This is a genomic window from Bartonella sp. AU16XJBT (genome assembly GCF_028618665.1).
GTDB lineage: Bacteria > Pseudomonadota > Alphaproteobacteria > Rhizobiales > Rhizobiaceae > Bartonella.
On the sequence record NZ_JAQITF010000015.1, the window covers coordinates 1 to 20,732 of the forward strand.

15 protein-coding genes and 1 pseudogene are annotated in these 20,732 nt (G+C 41.6%); 14 read left to right on the forward strand and 2 right to left on the reverse strand.

Going from position 1 to position 20,732, the window contains the following annotated elements; genetic code table 11:
- Together PVV66_RS07795 and PVV66_RS07800 are read left to right on the forward strand one after the other, a co-directional pair.
- Positions 1-481 (forward strand): annotated as a pseudogene (locus tag PVV66_RS07795) (MFS transporter); the annotation flags it as partial.
- A 524-nt stretch (positions 482-1,005) separates the two neighbouring features.
- The gene (locus PVV66_RS07800; protein ID WP_273760970.1) at positions 1,006-1,140 is read left to right on the forward strand and encodes a hypothetical protein; all 135 of its coding nucleotides are present in this window, start codon (positions 1,006-1,008) and stop codon (positions 1,138-1,140) included.
- A 669-nt stretch (positions 1,141-1,809) separates the two neighbouring features.
- Here the strand turns inward: PVV66_RS07800 and PVV66_RS07805 are convergent.
- Positions 1,810-2,163 carry a helix-turn-helix transcriptional regulator gene (locus tag PVV66_RS07805; RefSeq protein ID WP_273719202.1) on the reverse strand — a complete coding sequence of 118 codons (354 nt, stop codon included), beginning with the start codon at positions 2,161-2,163 and terminating at the stop codon, positions 1,810-1,812.
- 1,031 nt (positions 2,164-3,194) lie between these two features.
- Positions 3,195-3,566 (reverse strand): helix-turn-helix domain-containing protein, encoded by a 372-nt coding sequence (locus tag PVV66_RS07810; protein WP_273719201.1) that lies wholly within the window; start codon positions 3,564-3,566, stop codon positions 3,195-3,197.
- A 766-nt stretch (positions 3,567-4,332) separates the two neighbouring features.
- On the opposite strand from PVV66_RS07810, the gene PVV66_RS07815 reads away from it, so the two are divergent.
- From PVV66_RS07815 to PVV66_RS07870, 12 genes are all read left to right on the forward strand, one after another.
- Positions 4,333-4,653 carry a hypothetical protein gene (locus tag PVV66_RS07815; protein ID WP_273719200.1) on the forward strand — a complete coding sequence of 107 codons (321 nt, stop codon included), beginning with the start codon at positions 4,333-4,335 and terminating at the stop codon, positions 4,651-4,653.
- 892 nt (positions 4,654-5,545) lie between these two features.
- Positions 5,546-6,907 carry a PBSX family phage terminase large subunit gene (locus PVV66_RS07820; protein WP_273719199.1) on the forward strand — a complete coding sequence of 454 codons (1,362 nt, stop codon included), beginning with the start codon at positions 5,546-5,548 and terminating at the stop codon, positions 6,905-6,907.
- Complete coding sequence (locus PVV66_RS07825; RefSeq protein WP_404977273.1) at positions 6,892-8,730, forward strand: portal protein; 1,839 nt, start codon at positions 6,892-6,894, stop codon at positions 8,728-8,730. The genes PVV66_RS07820 and PVV66_RS07825 overlap by 16 nt, the downstream gene beginning before the upstream one ends.
- A 327-nt stretch (positions 8,731-9,057) precedes the next feature.
- Complete coding sequence (locus tag PVV66_RS07830; protein WP_273719197.1) at positions 9,058-9,831, forward strand: hypothetical protein; 774 nt, start codon at positions 9,058-9,060, stop codon at positions 9,829-9,831.
- Positions 9,832-10,122: 291 nt separating this feature from the next.
- Positions 10,123-11,241: a N4-gp56 family major capsid protein gene (locus PVV66_RS07835; protein WP_273719196.1), complete on the forward strand. Its 1,119-nt coding sequence runs from the start codon at positions 10,123-10,125 to the stop codon at positions 11,239-11,241.
- An 81-nt stretch (positions 11,242-11,322) separates the two neighbouring features.
- Positions 11,323-12,018, forward strand: a complete 696-nt coding sequence (locus tag PVV66_RS07840) for a hypothetical protein (protein ID WP_273719195.1) — start codon at positions 11,323-11,325, stop codon at positions 12,016-12,018.
- A gap of 606 nt (positions 12,019-12,624) precedes the next feature.
- Positions 12,625-14,088: a hypothetical protein gene (locus PVV66_RS07845; protein ID WP_273719194.1), complete on the forward strand. Its 1,464-nt coding sequence runs from the start codon at positions 12,625-12,627 to the stop codon at positions 14,086-14,088.
- A gap of 350 nt (positions 14,089-14,438) precedes the next feature.
- The gene (locus PVV66_RS07850; RefSeq protein ID WP_273719205.1) at positions 14,439-14,891 is read left to right on the forward strand and encodes a hypothetical protein; all 453 of its coding nucleotides are present in this window, start codon (positions 14,439-14,441) and stop codon (positions 14,889-14,891) included.
- The gene (locus PVV66_RS07855; protein ID WP_273719193.1) at positions 14,888-16,012 is read left to right on the forward strand and encodes a tail fiber domain-containing protein; all 1,125 of its coding nucleotides are present in this window, start codon (positions 14,888-14,890) and stop codon (positions 16,010-16,012) included. Before PVV66_RS07850 ends, PVV66_RS07855 begins: the two co-directional genes overlap by 4 nt.
- Positions 16,009-17,013: a phage tail protein gene (locus PVV66_RS07860; protein ID WP_273719192.1), complete on the forward strand. Its 1,005-nt coding sequence runs from the start codon at positions 16,009-16,011 to the stop codon at positions 17,011-17,013. The genes PVV66_RS07855 and PVV66_RS07860 overlap by 4 nt, the downstream gene beginning before the upstream one ends.
- Before the next feature lie 482 nt (positions 17,014-17,495).
- Positions 17,496-17,816: a hypothetical protein gene (locus tag PVV66_RS07865; RefSeq protein WP_273719191.1), complete on the forward strand. Its 321-nt coding sequence runs from the start codon at positions 17,496-17,498 to the stop codon at positions 17,814-17,816.
- Between the two features lie 716 nt (positions 17,817-18,532).
- Positions 18,533-19,117 (forward strand): hypothetical protein, encoded by a 585-nt coding sequence (locus tag PVV66_RS07870; protein ID WP_273719190.1) that lies wholly within the window; start codon positions 18,533-18,535, stop codon positions 19,115-19,117.
- The last annotated feature ends 1,615 nt before the right edge of the window (positions 19,118-20,732 follow it).

Sequence of the window (20,732 nt, forward strand, 5' to 3'; positions counted from 1 at the left end):
GGAAAGATTTGTGAGTTCACTTTTTTCTCTCATGGCTGTTGGAACGATTGTGGGTGGTTTGTCCTATCGTAAAATTATAGTCAAGGTTACATCATTAAAGCTTATGGTCTTTTGGCTTCTTTATGGGGGAATTCTATTTCTTATGCCTTTAGCGGCAATATTTTATTTACCACTGCTTCTCATGTTTGCCTTCGTTTTAGGATTTACGGGGGCATTTGTGGATATTAGTTTAGTCTCTGCGCTTCAATTATACTCTCGTCGTGAAGATTTTGGTAAGAGTTTTGGAACCTTTTCAACTTTAGCAAACTCTGCTGAAGCTGTGTCTGGCCTTATTGCTGGGCTTTTTGCACTGGTAGGATTGGTGAGCTCTTTTTTAACGATGTCTTCTTTCATTATTTTCACTGGAATGATTGGTGTTATAAAAATTAAGAAAAATAAAGCATTAACACCCCCTCATACAACATTAGAAGACGATCATTGATCTCTTTGATCTCTCCATGCCGTTTTTTCTAAGACGGTTCGTTTCCTATCATGCCGTAAATACTGCTCTTTGAGGGGATGGTGATTTCGAGATGGTGGGATGGGTTGAGCAAGAGGTTAAAGTGTAGAGAATTGTTTACAGAGCAGTGTGTGGGGGAAGTTTTGTCTTGTGGGAAAATCTGCTTTTTGAAATGGGATTGTCAATCGGTGCTTAGAAAATTTCGTTCTTTGAGGGGCAGATGGTTAAAAAACGCTTCATGTGAGTCAAAAGATGGGCAACATTGGTAATATGCCGGTGTGTTCCTTTTATTTAAGCATAAAGAGACGGTGAAGAGAGTGACGGGATGCGTGAAGAATGAAGGCAAGTTTGTAGGTGGATAAGCTTGTTGTGAAGTACGTTGTTATGTGTTGCGTTCTCGTAAAACAGTTGTGTGGTGGTTTGGACGTTTTGTTTGGCTGCTTTTTAGTAAAGATGGTAAAGCGTAAAAACGTGGAGCCGTAAAAAAGGAAGAGGAAGTTAGGGGCGTGGAGGATTTCTGCGTTGTGCGTGCTTTGGGGCATGTGGGGTTTTATCATGGCGAGGAATGTGTTGAGGGGGGAGAGGAATGGAAGATGGAGAGATGGGGCGATGGCTGGAGCCAAGAGAGGAGAGTGGGTTGAAATGGGAGAGAATGGGATGGAGGGGCGCGGTTGCTACCAGAGATGGTGACAAGAGCAAGCGATGTGAAGAGGGAGAGGTTGGTTTTTATGATCACAAGGTATGGAGCATTATTTTGCAGCGCACTGTCGTGAAATGGCGAAAGCTGTAAGGTATGTTTTTCAAAAACGCGTGAATGAGCAACATAATGATATTGTATTTTGTGCTTTATGTTTTGGGCATTGTGTTTGTATGAGAGAGATGATTATGAGAAAGAATGACACGAAATATTAAAAGAACAATATAAAAACTTGACAAGGTCAATGTAAAAAGGTATCATAATGGCACAATCGGAATTGTATCTTTAAACCAGATCAGATTAAGAGCTCCGCATAAGAGCCAGCAGGAAGATGGGGAAGATGATGGGTGAGAAGATAATGGGGTGAGGGTGCTCAAGGTTTTTTTCCAAAATTTTGTTGCTTTTTTGCTTGTTGCTCTCTGATGCTGTCAAAGGGGGGATGAACAAGGGGATGTTGTTTGAAGTGGGGGTGGGCCTCCTACCTTGAGGGGCTGCTGTAAATACCATTATTGGAGGCGGGTGATAGCCGATATCGAAAGCTTTAGGTGCACGCGGTGTTGACGGGTAATGGCGGGGGGTGTCGGCGGATAATGTTTGAATGCTGCTTTTTTGCCTAATCAGAAATTAACCACCAAATTGCTTTTTGTTTTTTAGGGTGGAGCTCTCTAAAATTTTTTACAAGGGTCTGTTCTTTTTCGCTATAGATTTCTTGATCATAGTATGAATGATTTTCTTTTGTAGCAATATCCGTATAAAAGAAGGTAATAGGAACCGCCAGTATGTTGGCAATTTCTTGTAGCCGCCCTGCGCTTACACGATTGAAGCCTTTTTCGTATTTTTGGATTTGTTGGAAACTGACACCTAAAGAGTTTCCTAATTCCTTTTGAGAAAGCCGCATTGAAATTCTTCTATGACGAATTCTTTTGCCAATCGAAATATCATTGAAATGTGAATTTTTGGTTTGCACTTCAAGCTCCCCTCCGGTTGCGAGCGCCCTCGCATGAGTATTCCGGGAGGTTGAAAGTACTGAGCCTAATCAGCCTTTTGCTTTTAGTGCGAAGATGCACTTGGACATAGCAAAAGCTCCCGGAATTCCGGGATACCCGCAAAGCGGGACAAATTCATGTATTAGGCTTTTCAGGCTTCAACTCCCTATTGATCGCTGCGTGGACGATCAAAGCACCTTTTGAGTGATAAAGTAATTTCAAAAGATTGGCAAGAAAAATTAAAATATTTGGCTGTGCGGTTCTATTGTAAAAGAATATTTTTTGAGGAGTGGTGATTTGATCTCAGTGGGGGATAGTCGCTAGGTGAGAAGCTGGATTATAGTTTACAAATCGGTGTGAGGTGGAAAGTTTTATCCTGTAGAGGGGTAATTTGCTACATAAGAAGCCGGATTGTTAATAGACCAGTGTTGACTAAAGTGGTGTGGAGATGGCGGGTTGAACGTTTCATTTTCTATTTTTCTGTAAAAACGCAAAAGCATAAAAACGTGGATCTGTAAAATGATGCGAAGAATTTATGCGTTGTGGGGGCTTTCGTCGTGGTAGGGAATGCGGTGAGAAAATAGGGGGGCAGAGAGTGTGAAAAGGCAAAAAGTGGCAAGAATAGCTCTTGCTCTTAAGTTTTTATGAAATATCGTCCTTTAAGACGTGGTGATAACCATATGAAGTGGTTAGAAGAGAATTCTGCTAGAAAAGTCATGTGGTTTAAAGATTTGTGTTGATAGTGCAGCGCGTGCTGACTGTTTGAGCCTTTCGTCTCACTGTTCTCTGTAAAGACGTAAAAGCCTAAAAACGTGGATCTGTAAAATGATGTGAAGGAATTGGGCTTTGTGGGGGCGTTTGTTGTGGCATAGCATGTAGGGAGAGAAGTGGGGACGAAGAGTGAAGAAGAGGATTGGGCTTGTTCTTAAGATTCCTTGAAATATTGTCTCTTGAGATGTACATAAGTTTTATTGAGGTATGTTGCGGAATATGCTGATGAGGGGGCTTTTGTCTAATCGGAAATTAACCACCAAATTGCTTTCTGTTTTTTAGGGTGGAGTTCTCTAAAATTTTTTACAAGAGCGTGTTCTTTTTCGCTATAGATTTCTTGATCATCGTGTGAGGGATATTCTTTTGTGGGGATATCTTCTTTTGTAGCAATATCCGCATAAAAAAAGGTAATGGGAACCTTCAGTAGCTTGGCAATTTCTTGTAACCGCCCTGCGCTTACACGATTGAAGCCTTTTTCGTATTTTTGGATTTGTTGAAAACTGACACCTAAATGGTTTCCTAATTCCTTTTGAGAAAGCCGCATTGACATTCTTCTATGACGAATTCTTTTGCCAATCGAAATATCATTAAAACGTGGATTTTTGGTTTGCATTTCAAGCCCCCCGCCGGTTGCGAGCGCCCTCGCGTTGGTATCCGGGAGTTTGAAAGCACTGAGCTCAGTCAGCCTTTTGCTTTTAGTGCTTATCGCACCTGGACATAGCAAAAGCTCCCGGAATCCGGGAGATGCCGCAAAGTGGCATCGATTTTTTGTACTGAGCTTTCGGACTTTCAAATCCCTTATTGATCGCTGCGTAGACGACCAAAGCATCTTTTGAGTGATAAAGTAATTTCAGAAGATTGGCAAGAAAAATTAAAATATTTGGCTGTGCGGTTCTATTGTAAAGGAGTGTGGTTCTGAGGTGTGGTGAAGAGAGCAGAAATATTTGGGATAAGGCAAGGCATACTATCCGTTTGAAGGGTGATGATCTGAAGTTCGTAGGGGATATTTTGCTACACAAGAAGTTTGATGGTTAATAGATCAGTGTTGACTAAAGTGGTGTGGGGTGATGGTTTGGAGGATTTTTCTGTAAAGATAGAAAAGCGTAAAGGCGTGGATCTGTAAAATAAGAAAAGGGACGTTCAAGGAGCTGGAGGATTGACCCGTTGTGTGGGCTTTTAGGGCGTGTTGTCCTTTTGTGAGGGCATGGAATGGGAACAGAGGTTTGGAGTTGAGGGGTCCAGTATTATGGCAGCTTTTGGCTTGTTGAGGGTGGTTTTGCTTTTTTCATTGTGGAGTGCTTTTGAAGATTCGTTGCTGATTTTCATGGCATTCTTTTATGTCATGGAATTGGTTTTTCTTGATTGAAAGGAACATGATGATGGCTGAGAAAAATTGTCTTCCCTTACGTCGAAAAGGGCGGAAAAAAGGGGCTTTGAATAAAACAACCAAGCGGTTTAATGAAGCCTTACTGACAGCCGCTGAACAAGCTGGATCTCACTATGGAGAAGATGGATTGGTGTCTTATCTGCAATATCATGCGCTAAATAATCCTGTGCCTTTTTTTTCACTGCTGGCAAAAGTTTTGCCTCTTCAGGTGACGGGAGAAGCAGGGGGAGAGGTCAAAACAATTTCGCGGATCGAGATCGTACCCGTGAAGCCTAAAAATACCGAACCGGAGAAGCGGGATTTTGAAGCGTGAGCCTGCGGAAAACTGAGGTTTGTGATATCGGAAAATGTTGCGTGGAAGTGGATGATCGGAGATGTCATCGTGGAAGGGCGCTGCTTTGGGGGATGATGTGTGAGGGCGTGTATCGAAGTAGATGAAGCTTTCAAGAGATTGTGGCAAGAGATCTGGGCGTGGTACGTAAGGGGACATGGCTGTGATGCTTGAAAGGCGCGGGGGAGAGCGCTTGATGCACTCTGCCGTTTTGGATTTCTTGTGAAGGTTTGTCTTTTCTCGTTATTGAAGGGGTGGAGATGTCAAAACAGTTTCGCGGATCGAGATTGTATCCGTGAAGTCAAAGGGGATCCAATCGGAGAAGCGGGATTTTGAAGCGTGAGCCTGCGGAAAACTGAGGTTTGTGATATCGGAAAATGTTGCGTGGAAGTGGATGATCGGAGATGTCTTCGTGGAAGGGCGCTGCTTTGGGGGATGATGTGTGAGCGCGTTTGAAGCAGAGGATATCGTGCTTGTAGGTGTTTGTGATACTTAACTGCTGGGGGCCTGGGGTGTTTGGGTATCTGGGCGGGGTGGTATGAGATACTGTTTTGATGGATGAGGAGCGTGAAATTTAAGATGGTGTGCTTTGGTGGGGATCTTTGAGGCATAGATCAAGTGTAAGGCTTGGGGATGTTGCGGGGCATGAAATTGGAAGATGGCGTGCTTTTAAGGGATTTTGTGTGAGCCTGGTGAAATGGGGGCAGATACCGTGCTTTTGTGGGGGACAGGGGCGCGGTGTTTGAGGGGGCAGGGCTTTGTGCCTTGGGGGGCTTGAGGGCTTGGGGTGTATGGCGGGGGCAAGGGGATTGCTCAGGTGGGATCTCATGCAAAAATGTGAAGTTCAATTGCTGCTAAAGTATAAAAATTGATCATGACAATTGTTCAGAAAATTTCTCAAAAAATCGGGCAGAAAACGGCTCAAGTGGCTCTTATCCCAAAGCTTATTCCTGTCTTTACGGGAAAAGCCGATGTGCGGGCGGCTTGGGGAGGACGGGGCTCTGGAAAAACACGCTCTTTTGCTTTGATGTCAGCTGTGGTGGGATATCGCCATGGAATGGCGGGGGAACGCGGTATTATTCTTTGTGCGCGACAGTTTCAAAATTCTCTCAATGAGAGTTCTTTGGAAGAAATTAAACGCGCCATCGAATCTTATCCGTTTCTACAAGACTATTATGAAATCGGCGATAAATATATTAAATCAAAAGATGGACGGATCGTCTATGTTTTTGCTGGTCTTGATCGAAATATTGCTAGTATTAAATCAATGGGGCGTGTTTTCCTCTGTTGGGTTGATGAGGCGGAACCGGTAACCGAGACTGCTTGGCAAACGCTTATTCCAACTTTGCGCGAAGAGGGAAAAGATTGGAATGCAGAATTATGGGTCACTTGGAACCCATGCCATGAAAATGCCCCCGTGGAAAAACGTTTTCGAAATGTTGATAACCCCAATATCAAAGGGGCGGAAATTAATTGGCGCGATAATCCGCAATTTCCCGAAAAGCTTAATCGGGATCGATTGAGCGATTTGCAACAAAGACCAGAGCAGTATAACCATATTTGGGAAGGGGAATATCTCCAAGCTGTGCAAGGCGCTTATTATCAAAAATGTCTTCTCGAAGCTGAAATGGAAGGGCGGATTACCACTGTTCCACGTGATCCTTTGATGCAAATTAAAATCTTTTGGGATATCGGGGGAACGGGAGCAAAGGCCGATGCAACCGCCTTGTGGGTCGCGCAATTTGTTGGGCGGGAAATTCGCGTGCTCGATTATTATGAAGCCCAAGGGCAACCGCTTTCTGAGCATGTGGGGTGGGTCTTTCAAAGGGGATATGAAAAGGCTCTCATGGTCTTGCCCCATGATGGTGCAACAAAAGATCGTGTTTATAATGTCAGTTTTGAAAGTGCACTGCAACAAGCTGGTTTTCAAACCAAAATCATTCCTAATCAGGGAACGGGCGCTGTGAAAATGCGTATCGAAGCCGTAAGGCGTTTGTTTCCTGCTCTATGGTTTAATCGTGACACAACAGGTGCGGGGAGAAAAGCACTCGCTTGGTATCATGAAAAGCGTGATGAACAGCGCAATATTGGTCTTGGCGCTGAACATGATTGGGCAAGCCATGGGGCCGATGCCTTTGGACTGATGTGTGTGGCTTATGAACAGCCCCATGTCCGTCCTAAAAAAAATACCTATCGCTCTTCTCACCATTCTCAAACTTCATGGATGGCTTTTTAATGAATATACTTACAGATTCTTCTTTCTCTTCTTTTGATCAAATCGAAACGCTTGAACATCAAGCACTCTTTAAAAAACTCGTAGGCTGGTATCAGGATGATATTGCGCATGTGGAAAAATGGCGAAAAAATGCCCAAGAAGACTACGATTTTTATAATGGGCGGCAATGGAATAAGCAAGACTTGGCCGTCTTGAACGAACAAAACAGACCGGTGATGACTTTTAACCGTATTGCACCTTTGATTAATGCCGTTATTGGGGCTGAGCGCAATAATAAAAGACAAGTCCAATTTATTCCACGACAAGAAGGGGCTGCTTTTGCAAACCAGATTCTAACAGGGGCAGCCGAATGGTTTCGCGATGAAGCTGATGGGGAATATGAAGATTCCGATGCTTTTCAAGATGCGGTCATTTGCGGTATGGGCTGGACGGATACCCGCCTTGATTATGAAGAAGATCCGCAAGGAAAACCCATTATTGCGCGGCTTGATCCTATGAAAATGGTCTGGGATGCGAGTGCTGTTAAGTCTAATCTCATTGATGCACAACGCTTATGGTACATTGATGAAAAGCCTTTAGAAGTGGCTCAGCAAATGTTTCCCCATGTTCATTGGAGTGATCTTAATGCCGACTGGGTGAAACATCAGAGTTTTTTACACCCAACCAACAATGGGACACAACCTTATCAACAAGAAGAGGGAACAAGCTATCAACGGCCTAAAATGGTGACATTGGCTGAATGTCGCTGGTTTGAACGTGAGGTGGTTTATAAAGTTCTCGAACCGCAAAGTGGAAAGTTTATTGATTATTCAGAGCAGGATTTCCAAAATTTAAGTAAAGCCTTTCCGGATATTCAAGCAACACGGTTGATGAGAAAAATTGTCAAACGAGCGTTTTTAGGCAGAAAGTTGCTTGAAGCACCCGATAAGCCTTTGGTTCCCGCAGGTCAATTGGGATGGGAATGTATTACCGGTACTTTTGATAAGTTAAGCCGGCAATTTTACGGGCTTGTGCGCCCTACAAAAGATCCACAACGGTGGGCAAACAAATATTTTAGTCAAGTGATGCATTTGCTCAATAGCCAATCAAAAGGCGGTATTATGGCAGAACGTGATGCTTTTGATGATGATCGACAAGCTGTTGAGAGTTGGGCTAGAGCCGATAGCATTACTTGGTTGAAAAGTGGGGCTGTGTCTGGTGGGAGAATCCAGCCTAAACCGGTGGCGCAATTTCCGCAAGGGTTTTTCCAATTGTTTAATGAAGCAAAGAGCGCTCTCGAGCAAGTGACGGGATTGTCTTCTGAATTTGTTGGGACGCGCGCTGTTAATCAGCCCGGTATTCTTGAACAACAACGGCGCCAATCATCTCTTAATCTGTTGGCTTCCTTTTTTGATGGTTTGCGTCGATATCGGCAGCGACAGGGGAAAATTATTCTCTATCTGATTCAAAATTATCTGTCCGATGGGCGGTTGGTTCGTATTGCTGGGGATGAAAATGCGCAGTATGTTCCTTTGACACGCGAAATGGTAACAAGTTTGGAATATGATATTGTCGTGGATGATGCACCAACGAGTCTGAATGAAAAAGAGCGTACTTTTGCATTGATCATGCAATTGCTTCCTTTGATGCAAAATTTTGCAACACCAGAGATTATGCTCGATCTCTTACGTTATTCGCCTTTACCCGCCTCTCTTATTCATAAAATTGCGCTAAAGGCGCAAAACACTCTTCAAGAAGAGCAAAATGCTGCAGCACCAATGGGGACTCATGGAGGAGTAGAGCAGATCATGCAGATGTTGCAGACAGTAAATGCCCAACAATAAGTGGCTTTGTGAATAGGGGGCTTTGTGATGGGCGATCTTGGATGATCTTTATCAATGGGCAGATGGATACAAATTTCCATGACACAATGTTGCTTATGCTTATAGAGAGCAATGCCCTTTCTCTTTAGCTCAGAAGGGCTATGCTGTTGGATAGTCCATTTTGGGGGCAGAAGCAGAGAAGAGATGGCGTTTTGCTGTCATGTGAGGGGGAGCATGGTGTCGATATGCTGGAGCCCAAGTGATGGAAGGGCATTGGGGATCAATGCGCATAAACTGTTTTATCTGAAAAATTTAATTTGATTGTTTAAAAAAGAAAAGGCTAACGTCATGGATCAAGAACATTTAACGCCGGCAGAACAAAACCATTTGAAACAAGACTTTCTTGCCTCAACACAAGAGGGAGAAGAGGGTGAAATTGGAAGAGAAGCAAAAACTTTGGAAGAAAATTTTCAAGGGCAAAGGCATCAACAACAGACACCTTCCCAAGAAGGGGGAAACGAGTTTCAAGGAAAAGAGGTTGGGCCGCCAGATCCGCAAAAGGACTTTATGGGCTATATGCAATGGTTGGGAAAAACTCTCCAAAAACAAGGGATTGTTAATGAACAACAACAACCTTCCCCTGTTCGCGAAGCAGAACAGTTGCAGGCGTTTTATCAGCAGTCTGTTGCAAGTGTTAAACAAAAGTACCATGATTTTGATCAAGCGGCTGATTTTATTTATGAAATGCGCGCTAAACAGTTGGCAGCTTATGCTTCGCTCTATCCTGAGCTGGCTGATCCCCAAAATATTGATGCAAGGATTGGTGATGAGTTGAAGCAGATCTTGCGCGATTGTGCGCAAAAAAATCAAAATCCGGCTGAAGTGATTTACACGATTGCACAAAAAATTGGCTATACAAATGTTCAGAATACCATGGGTGAAAATTTACAAGAAAGACACAATTCTGCCCGTACACTTGCTGCTTATAACGGTTTGACGCCAAGTGGGCTAATTTCTTTGGATATGCTGGATAAAATGTCAGAAGCAGAATTTAGCACTTGGGTTGCTGATCCTAAAAATAAAGCGGCTTTTAATCGTTTAATGGGTGGTAGAGAATTTTAAAAACAAGAATGTGGCAGGTGTCTTTTGCGGGATACGTGAGGGGCTTTTGGTGCATGAAATGCGCGGGGTGTCTTTTGTGGAAACATAAGAGAGTGTGGGTGGAGGAGGCAGAGAGGGGATTTCTCAAAGCACGGACGCGGTCAGGAGAGCTCTTATCAGTGGGAGGCGAGAGGCTAACAGAAACAAAACACACGAGAACAACCTATTCACCATCTGAAATGAAATGTGGTGTTTTGAGCGCCCGGCGCTTTGCCGGGTTTTTTTTATGTCAATAAACTTTTCGAGGATAAAATGACTGTAACTTATATCGGACTCAATGACCCAATGGCAGTGCGCACATGGTCTAAACTCTTAAACCAAGAAGTCTCAAAAGCAATCCCAATTGCACCGTTGATTGGAAATGATTCAAACAGTATCGTACAATTAAAGGATGAAACCACGAAAGCAAGTGGGGATTCCATTAGCTTTAATTTGCGTGTCCAGTTGCTCGGTGATGGGGTGAGTGAAGGGCAGACATTGGAAGGCAATGAAGAAGCTTTACAGTTTCTCAATGATCGCTTGGCAATTAATGAACTCGTTCATGCGGTGCGTGTCAAAAATGAGGGCACCATTGATCAACAACGGATTCTCCACGATTTGCGCACAGAAGCAAAAAATGGTTTGGTTGATTGGTATGCGGATCGTCTCAGTATGATGTTCTTCATTCAAGTTTGCGGATATACTGCAAAAACCATTAACTTTGAGGGACGCACAATTACTCTTAAACCCGTTCATTATGGGTTTAATGCCCCAACGGCTCCAACCAATAAACGCGTGGTGCGTCCTCACGATAAAACAAAAGATGAGGACTTAAAAGAAAATGATGTTTTTGATCTTAAACTAATCGATAAAGCTGTTGAACGGGCTAAATTGGCAAATCCAAAAATTAGACCCGTGCGGATCGATGGGGAAAATGTCTATGTGCTTTATCTTCATCCAACCCAAGTGACGCAATTGCGAACCAATACAGATGCGGGACAATGGCTCGACATTACTAAGGCAATCTATAGTGGAAGCCGTATCAAAAATCCGCTCTATGATGGATCTTTGGGAATGTATAATGGTGTCGTTTTACGCGAAGCTGAACATATTACCGAAGGGGTTGAGTCTGGAACGACAAATAAAGCTGTCCCCAATGTGCGTCGTGCGGTGCTTCTTGGGGCACAAAGTGCTGTGATCGCTTTTGGGAAAGATCGAGGCGCAACACGCTATAAATTGGTCGAAGAACTCTTCGATTATGAAAGAGAATTCGGGGTTGCGGCAAAAACCATTATTGGTATGAAAAAAACCTGCTTTACCTTGCCAGGAAGTTCGCAAGGGGCTCAAGATTTTGGCACAATCGTTATCCCAACTTATGGAGCACCTGCTTAAAGCGAATGCTTGCTCACTTCCCCCAACAGATTCTTCTTGTTGGGGGAAAATTTAAAATACTTCCAGAAAAAGGAAAGGCTTATGACCGCTTTATCCAGTAATCCTAACAAGCGCGATCTTACACATTCAGATCGATCGCAAACTTTTGCCTCTATGGTCGCGCTGATTCAAGATGAAATTGACGATACAACAGCTGAATATTCTCTGCAAATTCAAGATTCCATTGTTACGGCTTTGCGCTTGTGTGAACGTGAACCCTTTTTCTTTAATGAAAGGAGAAAAAGCACGTTCAAAACACAAAGTGAAAAAACATGGTATGGACGAGAAGAAGGCGTTTTTATTGAATCAGAAAAGGGTTTGGAGGACGTCTTTTTAGTAACAAAGAATGCAACACCAACAAAGTTGTTCTTTAAGCCCTTGGAAGTGTTGCATCAACAATATGGTAGGCATCCTGAGTTAGGAACGCCATTCTTTTATACCACCCTTGATCAAAAAATGGGACTCTTTCCAACACCAGAAAGTGTCGAAGACGTACAACTTTCGTATACTCCTGTTTATGTTAGCGATGAACAGCTCAAAGAAGACAATAATCCTTGGTTGATTTATGCTTTTGATCTCATTAAAGCACGGGCAAAATATGAACTTTATAAAAATATCCTTAAAGATCCTGAATATGCTGCCGTTTCTTTTAGAGATTTTCAAGAACAGCTTCAAGCTTTGCGTATTGAAACATCCCGTCGAAAAGGTTCCTCAAAAATTCGCCCAATGAATTTTTAAAAGGCTTTTTTCAATTGTTTATGCTCAGATTGGCGTTAAAGACGAGAGTCGTGCTTATGCCTCGATGAGCTTTAGGAACTGAATTCATGTTGGAGACTGAATTGGTGCTGAGAACCAGATTGGCATTGAGGAGCGGGTTTTGAGGGGGAAGCGCTGGGGACATTGATATTTTTTTTGAATGTATCAACTTTGGGTTGTGACTTGATGGGATTTTATGCCTTTAAAGTTTTGTTCTAGGCGTGTGGTTCTCATCAATCAGCTTTGATGTTTTGAATAACACTGCGTTTTTCAGATATTTTATGGGGGCATCTTCTGGGGGGCTTTATGGCTTTTTTTCAATACTTGGGGTTGAAGCTGGCATTGAAGAGTGTGGGTGGTGGCGAGGCTGACATTTAAAGAGGTTAGCGGTGGATTTTGCTTGGGCGCTGGTGGAAGGTGGTGGCCTTGCCATGATGTGTGATCTTATTTTTCTCAAGGTGTGTATCAACCTTGGGTTGTATATTTATAGAATTTTGTGCTCTTATAATTTTAAGGGCTTTTGTGGTTTTAATGAGCAAGCCTTGGTGTTTTAGCACTGGGCTCTTCAAATATTTTATGGGGGTCTTGATGGCTTTTTTCCCAATCGCTGATTATCGACCTGATGTGGCGGATATCAATGGAATTTTTACCGATGAACTTGTCAATGTGCTCCCGGCTGATGGCTCTTATATCCCTATGCCAAGTTTTGAACCTTTGTCAGAGTCATGTCCGGAGCCCATTTTAGGCGCTCTTGCGGTTAAAACAAAAAATGGGGTTTCTATTATTGTTGGGACAAGAGAAAAAATCTTCTTGCTGGATAACACAACAATGAAGTGGAAAGATATTAGCCAAAAAGGAAAGGCTTATTTGGCGAATATCGATGCCCCGTGGTCTTTTGCTTTGTTTGGTGATTTTATTATTGCGGTCAATGCCAATGATAAACCACAAGTGATCGATATTATTCATGATAAAACATTTAGAAATTTAGGAGGAAATCCACCACAAGCGGGGATCGTTCGCGTCTGGGGAGATTTCGTTTGTTTGATGAAATTAACCGAACATCCAAGACGGGTGCATTGGTCTGGACTTAATGATGCAGAATTTTGGACCGTGGGGAAAAAAAGCTGTGATTATCAAGATTTTCCTGATGGCGGTTTCGTGCAAGGGGCAACGGAGACAACAAATCCCATTATCTTTATGCGTTCTGCAATCTATGCTGGTTCTTTTATTCCTGGCTCTAAGATTATTTTTAGTTTCCAAAAAATCCACGATAAACGAGGGGCAAAAAATGCTGAATCGATTGTTTGTCGCGGAGATTTAGCGTTCTTTGCTGATGAGGGCGGTTTTTATCAAATAACCAATGACGGACAGATTATACCCATTGGCTTTGAAAAAGTGGATCGAACCATGACTGCAAAATCAAGACAGAGTAATCTGTATACCATGTCTGCGGCGATCGATGGCGTGTATAATCGTGTTTATTGGATGGTGGATAGCGATGAGAGCCTCCATAAACGTATCTTGCTCATTTATGATTGGGGATTGCAAAAATGGACAAAAGCTCTCGTGGATATCAAAGTGATCTTACCCATTTTCTTATCTGGAACAACTCTAGAAGGTCTCGATTTTGTAGCTCAAAATATTGATGATTTGTCCTTTTCTCTCGATAGTAAAGCTTGGAAAAATGAATCGCCTATTCTGGGAGCCTTTGATCAACAGGGCAGACTGGGATCATTTTCTGGTTCTCCTATGGCTTGTGTGGTGACATCACAAGAAATGGGGCAGACAAATGGCGTGATAACACGGGTGAAAAATATTATGCCTCAAGTCAATAGTGGAAACTTTTATTTGTCTGTGGGAATGCGCTTTCGACAATCTCTTGAAGAAGAAACCGTGTGGTTACCAGAAAAACAGCCTTCTCATAATACCGGACAAATTCATTGTCGCGCAAGGGCACGGTTTTATCGCTTTAAATTGCGCATTCCTGAGGGGATGAATTGGTCTCATGTCACGGGATTTGATGTGGAGTTGATGCCCGCCGGCATGCGATAAGCATGCCATAATAATCAAAAGAACTATGCAATAGTTATGCCATAAATCAAAAGACATATGTGGTAATATGCTCTTTATAATTAAAAGAGCAATGCGATAAGCTATGTCCTTATCCTCAAAGGAATAAGGCGGGGCTGATGCTTTCTTATGATATGGAAAAATAGTTTGCATCATGGTTTTTCTCTATAAAAAGTTTCTTCTTATCTTGTGACAAAGGGACGATGGGGGAAATGATGGGGGCTTCTTGCCTTTTGCTGTATTCTTTTTTTGAAAGGTGGGCGGTAAGCATGGAATGGGTGAAGTCTGCCAAGGGGTAGGGTGTGCGTGAAAAAGTGAAGAGAACTAAAACCATGATGCAAGATCGTCAAGATTTGTATTCTGCTCATTTAACAGAGCAATGGCCATGGGAAAAAATAGCGCCTTATCAAGAGACACTTAATGGGGCATTTAAAAAATATGCTCAGCGCTTTCCTGATGATGTTTGTCTGGAAAAAATTGCTGAAGAAATCGCAACAGGACAAGCCCAATTGTGGCTGGTCTTAAAAAATAAAATCCAATTTAGTGCTTTTGCAATAACCAAAGTTGAAAGTGCCCATACGGGTAAAAAATGCGTCGTTCTCTCAGATCTTGCTGGAGAGGGAGGACTGAAATTGGTCAAATTGATTGATGAGGTCGAAAAATGGGCGCGAACAATCAACGCTGAAGAAATACACATGTTTGGAAGAATTGGATGGGCGAAAAGGCTCGCTCATCACGGATATTCTCGTAATCTTATTCAATATAGAAAGGTTCTGGGGCCATGAGTAGAAAAAAAACACCTCAAGTGCAGACGACAACACAAACAAATGCACCCCCCGCTTGGGCGGCGGATATTCTTAAACAAGCCAGTGCGGATGCACAGGGGCTTTATAAGAAAGGAATTGGCGGAAACGTTTATCAGGGAGAGCGCGTTGCTGGTCTTAGCGATATGACAAAAAATGCGCTGTCCGGTTTACAACAAGCCGCAGGGCTTTATAACAATCCTGGAGTAACCCAGTGGTTAAATGCACCAACCAACAGTGCTGCAAATCTTTCCAGTATGGCGAAGGGAAATTGGATTGGAAGCAATAGTAAATTTAATGCTGCATTGCAAAATGCTCTGAATAAAACTTCCGATGCGATTAATCAGTCGATGTCTGGAGCCGGACGTTATGGTTCTGGGGCTCATACCGGTGTGCTTGCCGATGAGCTTGGCGCCTTGGCAACAAATGCTACAGCTCAGCAATATAATCAAGATATTAATAATATGATGAACGCAAATCAGATGATTGATCGCTCTCAGTATGATCAGGTTAATGCGGCAAATGCATATTATCAAGGACAGAGTAATGTGCAAGGAAATGCTCTGAAAGGGGGGATGATTCAAGATATCAACCGTCAAAATGTCTTAGATGCTGAACGCCAAAAATGGTCAGAACAAGATAATCAAGATTGGAACCGATTGGGACGTTTGTTACAGGTAGGAACCCAGGCTGCGGGAAATTACGGGACAACTTCAGGAAAATCTACAATAATACCTTCTGTGACAAAAGATCCATTGCGGGATGCGCAGCAAGTGCTGGGATTGGTCGGAGGAATTCTAGGGCTTTGTGATGTGAGAGCAAAAGAAAATATTATCCTTGTGGGAAAGAAAAAAGGATATCCTCTTTATACCTTTAATTATAAGGGAAATCCACAACGTTATCAAGGCGTTCTGGCGCAAGACGTGTTGCGTGTGAAGCCTGAAGCTGTTTTTATCAATGCAAAAACAAAATTACTGCATGTGGATTATGATAAAATAGGTTTGAGAATGAAGAAAATTCCGGCTTCTAAAAATAAAATTGCGGCTTTCTTTTCTTCCCTCTTTGCTCGTCTTTCCTTTTTGCAAAAAGAGTGTCTTCTATGAGTTCGATTTATGATTGGTCAATCATCGCATCAGAAAATGCTTATGTCGATGAGAGTATAAACTGGGCTGAAGGGCAACCGCCAAGTTCAGTCAACGATAGTGCGCGCGCTATGATGCAACGCATCAAAGAATATTTGTTGGATAATGGGGGCGGGATTGAAACACAGTTTACGGTTGATAGGGAGAACAAGAAAACATCCCTTCGTTTGGCGACAAAGTCTTTTTTTGAGACTTATATAGATGGCATTGTTGTGCGCTTTAAAGCACAAGGCGTCAATAGCGGAATAACAAATGTTTCTTTAAATCAGTTGCCCCCAAAACCAACTTATATGGCAACGCCCGAGGGGATTGTGCCTTTAAAAGGGGGAGAAATACAAAAGGGAGGGCTTTATGAACTCGTCTATACGCATGATATTGCTGGGAAAAATGCTGATGGATGGTTTTTAACCAATCCTACTATAAAACTTCCTGAAATTCCGCCCTTTCCTCCTTTACCGGAATCTTTTTCATCCGGATTTATTGGAACTTTTGCGAGTGAAAAAATACCCTCTGGGTGGTTGCTGTGTGATGGGAAAGAATATTCACGAAAGAGCTATGCCAATCTCTTTGCTGTTTTGGGGGAAACATGGGGAAAAGGAGATGGGAAAACAACATTTAATGTTCCCGATTTGCGGGGAATGTTTTTACGGGGACTCGATAGTGGAAAAGACATTGATAAAGGACGCCTCTTGGGAAGTCGACAAGAAGAATCTTTTAAAGCTCATACCCATGAAGGAAAAACAGATTCGACAGGCAAACACCAGCATAGTTTGTCAGAGATTGATAACTTGGTTATGCAGCTAGATAGCGGTGATTATAAAAGGACTATAGCTGTGGTCTTCCGTCAAAATATGTTGACAGAGGCTGCGGGAGAGCATGAACATAAGATCTTGTTGCAAAAAACAGGAGGGGATGAGACACGTCCTGTCAATATGGCGGTGGTTTATGCGATCAAAGCCTGAGAATGAAAGCTTTAAGAGAAATAGAAAGAGAGAGCAAAATGGTTGTTATGAAAAAAAGTCTTATTGAATATATTGTGTAGAAAGCCTAGCGGCGCTCTTGAAAAAAATGAATCCTTAACCCTCTTTATGATGTTACTTTTTATGCCGCTGTAAAGGTAAGTTTGTCTATTTTTCTTTAGAGGATCAAGACAATAATTGTTGAAGGAGGGGGAAAAGAGAGAAGAAAATCTTCCTTTATTCATAGAATTTGTTGCTGAGAAGTCAAAGATTTTATCCAATCTCTCCTTTCTCTTGTTCGTGTTGTGATACATTGTTTAGAGCGATGGGTTTAGGCGGCTCGGTTTAGAGCTCTGATGGGCGATGATAAAAAGCTTAAGGATAATTTTCTTCTCTTATGCCGTAAAAGAAGATCATTAAAACACTGTCATTGAGGGTGATGATATCTCGTCAGATAGCTTGTTGATCCATTGCGTATTAAAGATATGAGCAAATCTTCAGGGCAGAATTTTCTCGTAGAGCTTAGAGTTCATAGAGTTTTATGGCAAGTACAACACATCAATGATCAGCAGATAAAATCCTTGTCAGAGCCGTTGGATTGTTTAAAAATTGTTGAGGGGGTAAAATCTTCGTTCTTTGAGATGTTGGGAGGCGGTCAACGAATATGTTTACTTAAAGCGGAGAAAGGTGAAATGGAGCGGCTTCCTCGGCAGTGTATGAAGAAAGCGCTCTTTGCTTTCAAAATGGGTGATCTGTTTGTTAGAGCAGGTTGGCGATTTATTGTAACGCGTGGTGAGCCTTTGTGAGCTATTCTTTGGTAAATGGCATTTTGTATTTGTTAAGAAATTTCTTGAAACCGGATGAGCATGAGATGAGAAAATCTATAAGATAATCATTTATCCCGTTGTGTCATAAAATATCATTGTTTGAGGGGCGGTTAAAACTTTATGCATGGGATGTTTTTTAATGGGTGGGGTGAATAGGTTTGCTTGTAGAGCCTCATGCAATCCCTTCCTTTGAGCTGTGGTGATAGAGAGCATTTGAAGGGGGAATGCCCAAGTGGAATTCGCTAGATCAAGAAGCCGGATTGTTTACAGACTATTGTTTATCGATGGGCATTGTTTAAAAGTCGGTGGGCGGGTAAAGATCGGTCATGTTTCCTTTATCTTGTTGGGAGAAGTCGACAAAGCATGCAATGTTGTTATGCATTTTTGGGGGCAGGGGGTAAAATCACCATTTTAGGTGGAAAACAGAATATAATCTGAAAAAATATCTTGTAAAAATTTTCGATGAGGAAATTTTTTTCAAAAGCCTCTCACGCGGTCTCACGCGGTCTCACGCGGTCTCACGCGGTCTCACGCGGTCTCACGCGGTCTCACGCGGTCTCACGCGGTCTCACGCGGTCTCACGCGGTCTCACGCGGTCTCACGCGGTCTCACGCGGTCTCCTAAGGAATACAAGAGCCGTGCAAAGGGAAACGATACTCAAATGCTCAATGGGGCTGTCCAAAAAGGGGGATATAATGGCACTTTTTCCATTTTCTATTGCTGATATTGATGATCCTGAATGTATTCGTGTGGTTCTTTATGCCAGCGGAAGAATGGGACATGCTCCTTTAAATGCATTGTTGAAAAAAGTATATGAAGATATGACAAAAATTTCAAAGCGCATGGAAGCTTTAGAAAAAAATTTAAACACTCCCGATCTTGCCAATGTCAAACAGAAACAAAATGCGAAAAAAGATGATCAAAGCAATATGAACACTATTGTGAGTAGTGGAATAACAGTATCAGACACTAAGATGAATGCATCAGAAATTAAAATAGAAGCATCTGCGGATAAGAGCAGAATGAACACTATTGTGGGTAGTGGAATAACAGTATCGGACACTAAGATGAATGCATCAGGAATTAAAATGGAATCACCAGTGGATACGAGCAGTTTTTTGTCTCAATTTACAATGTCGGATATTCCAAAAAGAGACTACAGCTCTTTTATTTCTCAATTTACATCAATGAAGACGCCAGAAATATACAGTAATGCTGATCATAACATTAAGATTGGGCCTTCTAGAAATCCTTATGCTTTTTTGAAGAAGAAAAAATAGAAAAAAGTGAGCATAACAATATGCATGCTTTGAAGCTATAGATGAGATAAACCTTATTTATATTTTCGGTGGGGCATGGAATTGTTCTGCGTTTGAGATATTTTTAAAAAAGTCAAAAATTGATAGAGAGTGCATCTTCAAAAAGAGAAGCCGTGTTGCAGGAAAGTTTATCATGATGCTTTTGAAAAGATGAGGACGCATAGGTGTAGACAAGGTTTTGAAGTCCACAGAGAAAGAAATCTTATTCAAGCAGAAACCAATGGCAAAAGAAATTTGCAAAAGAAAAAAGCTTTTGCAGTAATTTGAAAAATCTTGTGAAGAGAATATTCTATGGTTTTAAATCTATAAAAAAAATTTGCCGTTTTTATCTCTTTTTCAAAGAGAAAAATATCAATTTGTCACAAATTTAATTGGTGAAAAGTCCTATAAAAAGAATTTTTTAATTTCCAAAAGGATCAAAGGAGAAAAATACCGATAAGAAAAAATGCGTATCGTTGTGTTTTTTCTTATAAGGAAAAGAAAGGGGGTGTGGTTGGAGCAGGCTTGCGTTACCCTTGTTTTCCTATCAGACAATGGTGTACAAGGTTGCAACAGCCCTTGCATTAAGAGGTTCATAAGAGCCATTTTTAGTCCTTTCTTGTACAAATTTTATTCACATGGCTCTCCCTGCTTATGACGTGCAAACGAATTTTTGGTTGATTCAAAATAAACAGGTTTGAAAATGAGAGAATCTTATGATTCCGAGTTTCTCATTGAATATAAAAAAAACGAACCATCCTTATAAATAAATTCCTTGTGCTTAAATAGGATGTTTACGCGGGGAGCTTCTTCAGAGAAATCAACAAAGTGTTTGATTTATTAAATACATTTTGTTTTTAAAGTATACTTTATTGTAAACGAACCCCTTTAATAAAAAGGCATTATTTTCATATGGTTAAAGCTATAAGAGAGACAGAAAGTTTTTTCATTCAAATGAATGATCTTATAAAAAGTGTTTTCATCACTCATTTTTTATACTTATATTTGGATAATTGTTATAAATATAATTAAAAATCTTGCGATACTATACATTTTGTGTATAAGTATTTGTTATTGATTTCTTTTGTATGTTATTTAAATTATATCTCTATTCATAAGCCGCGCCGTCAAATGGCGCGGCTTTTTTTTATTGTCTCACATGGGGAGCACTCTATATCTGTTATTGAGATGGCTTTGGATACTTTTCCCATTATTCTCATCAGAGTATTTTGGAATGTCCTTTTGTAATGAAACCTCTAAATTCTTGCGTATTTTTATCTCAATAGGGGGATTTAAAGTAAAAATGCAGGTGTTTGTTTCTTTGTGTTGGTTGTCGTCAGCGGCGTTGAAAAGTAAGGGATCTTTGTTCCTTTTTGATCGAGAGTGATATAGGGGAGCGACACGGGGAAAGTGTAAAATGGGGGGGCGTGCTCAAGGGAGCATTCTTGTAAATACCAGCATGACCAACAATGCCCATGGTTTTTTAATAAAGTTCTGTTTTTTATAGTGTTTGTTGATTTCAATCGGAAAATCTATTCTTTTCCTTTATATGGCAATCTCTTGCATGGAAATCTTTTTTGAGGGATTTTATATCAAT

What these genes read in the sequence shown, in the direction of transcription:
- PVV66_RS07810 (WP_273719201.1), bottom strand. Translation starts at nt 3,566, where the DNA reads ATGCAAACCAAAAATCCACGTTTTAATGATATTTCGATTGGCAAAAGA.
- PVV66_RS07815 (WP_273719200.1), top strand. Translation starts at nt 4,333, where the DNA reads ATGGCTGAGAAAAATTGTCTTCCCTTACGTCGAAAAGGGCGGAAAAAA.
- PVV66_RS07820 (WP_273719199.1), top strand. Translation starts at nt 5,546, where the DNA reads ATGACAATTGTTCAGAAAATTTCTCAAAAAATCGGGCAGAAAACGGCT.
- PVV66_RS07825 (WP_404977273.1), top strand. Translation starts at nt 6,892, where the DNA reads ATGGATGGCTTTTTAATGAATATACTTACAGATTCTTCTTTCTCTTCT.
- PVV66_RS07830 (WP_273719197.1), top strand. Translation starts at nt 9,058, where the DNA reads ATGGATCAAGAACATTTAACGCCGGCAGAACAAAACCATTTGAAACAA.
- PVV66_RS07835 (WP_273719196.1), top strand. Translation starts at nt 10,123, where the DNA reads ATGACTGTAACTTATATCGGACTCAATGACCCAATGGCAGTGCGCACA.
- PVV66_RS07840 (WP_273719195.1), top strand. Translation starts at nt 11,323, where the DNA reads ATGACCGCTTTATCCAGTAATCCTAACAAGCGCGATCTTACACATTCA.
- PVV66_RS07845 (WP_273719194.1), top strand. Translation starts at nt 12,625, where the DNA reads ATGGCTTTTTTCCCAATCGCTGATTATCGACCTGATGTGGCGGATATC.
- PVV66_RS07850 (WP_273719205.1), top strand. Translation starts at nt 14,439, where the DNA reads ATGATGCAAGATCGTCAAGATTTGTATTCTGCTCATTTAACAGAGCAA.
- PVV66_RS07855 (WP_273719193.1), top strand. Translation starts at nt 14,888, where the DNA reads ATGAGTAGAAAAAAAACACCTCAAGTGCAGACGACAACACAAACAAAT.
- PVV66_RS07860 (WP_273719192.1), top strand. Translation starts at nt 16,009, where the DNA reads ATGAGTTCGATTTATGATTGGTCAATCATCGCATCAGAAAATGCTTAT.
- PVV66_RS07865 (WP_273719191.1), top strand. Translation starts at nt 17,496, where the DNA reads ATGAGCAAATCTTCAGGGCAGAATTTTCTCGTAGAGCTTAGAGTTCAT.
- PVV66_RS07870 (WP_273719190.1), top strand. Translation starts at nt 18,533, where the DNA reads ATGGCACTTTTTCCATTTTCTATTGCTGATATTGATGATCCTGAATGT.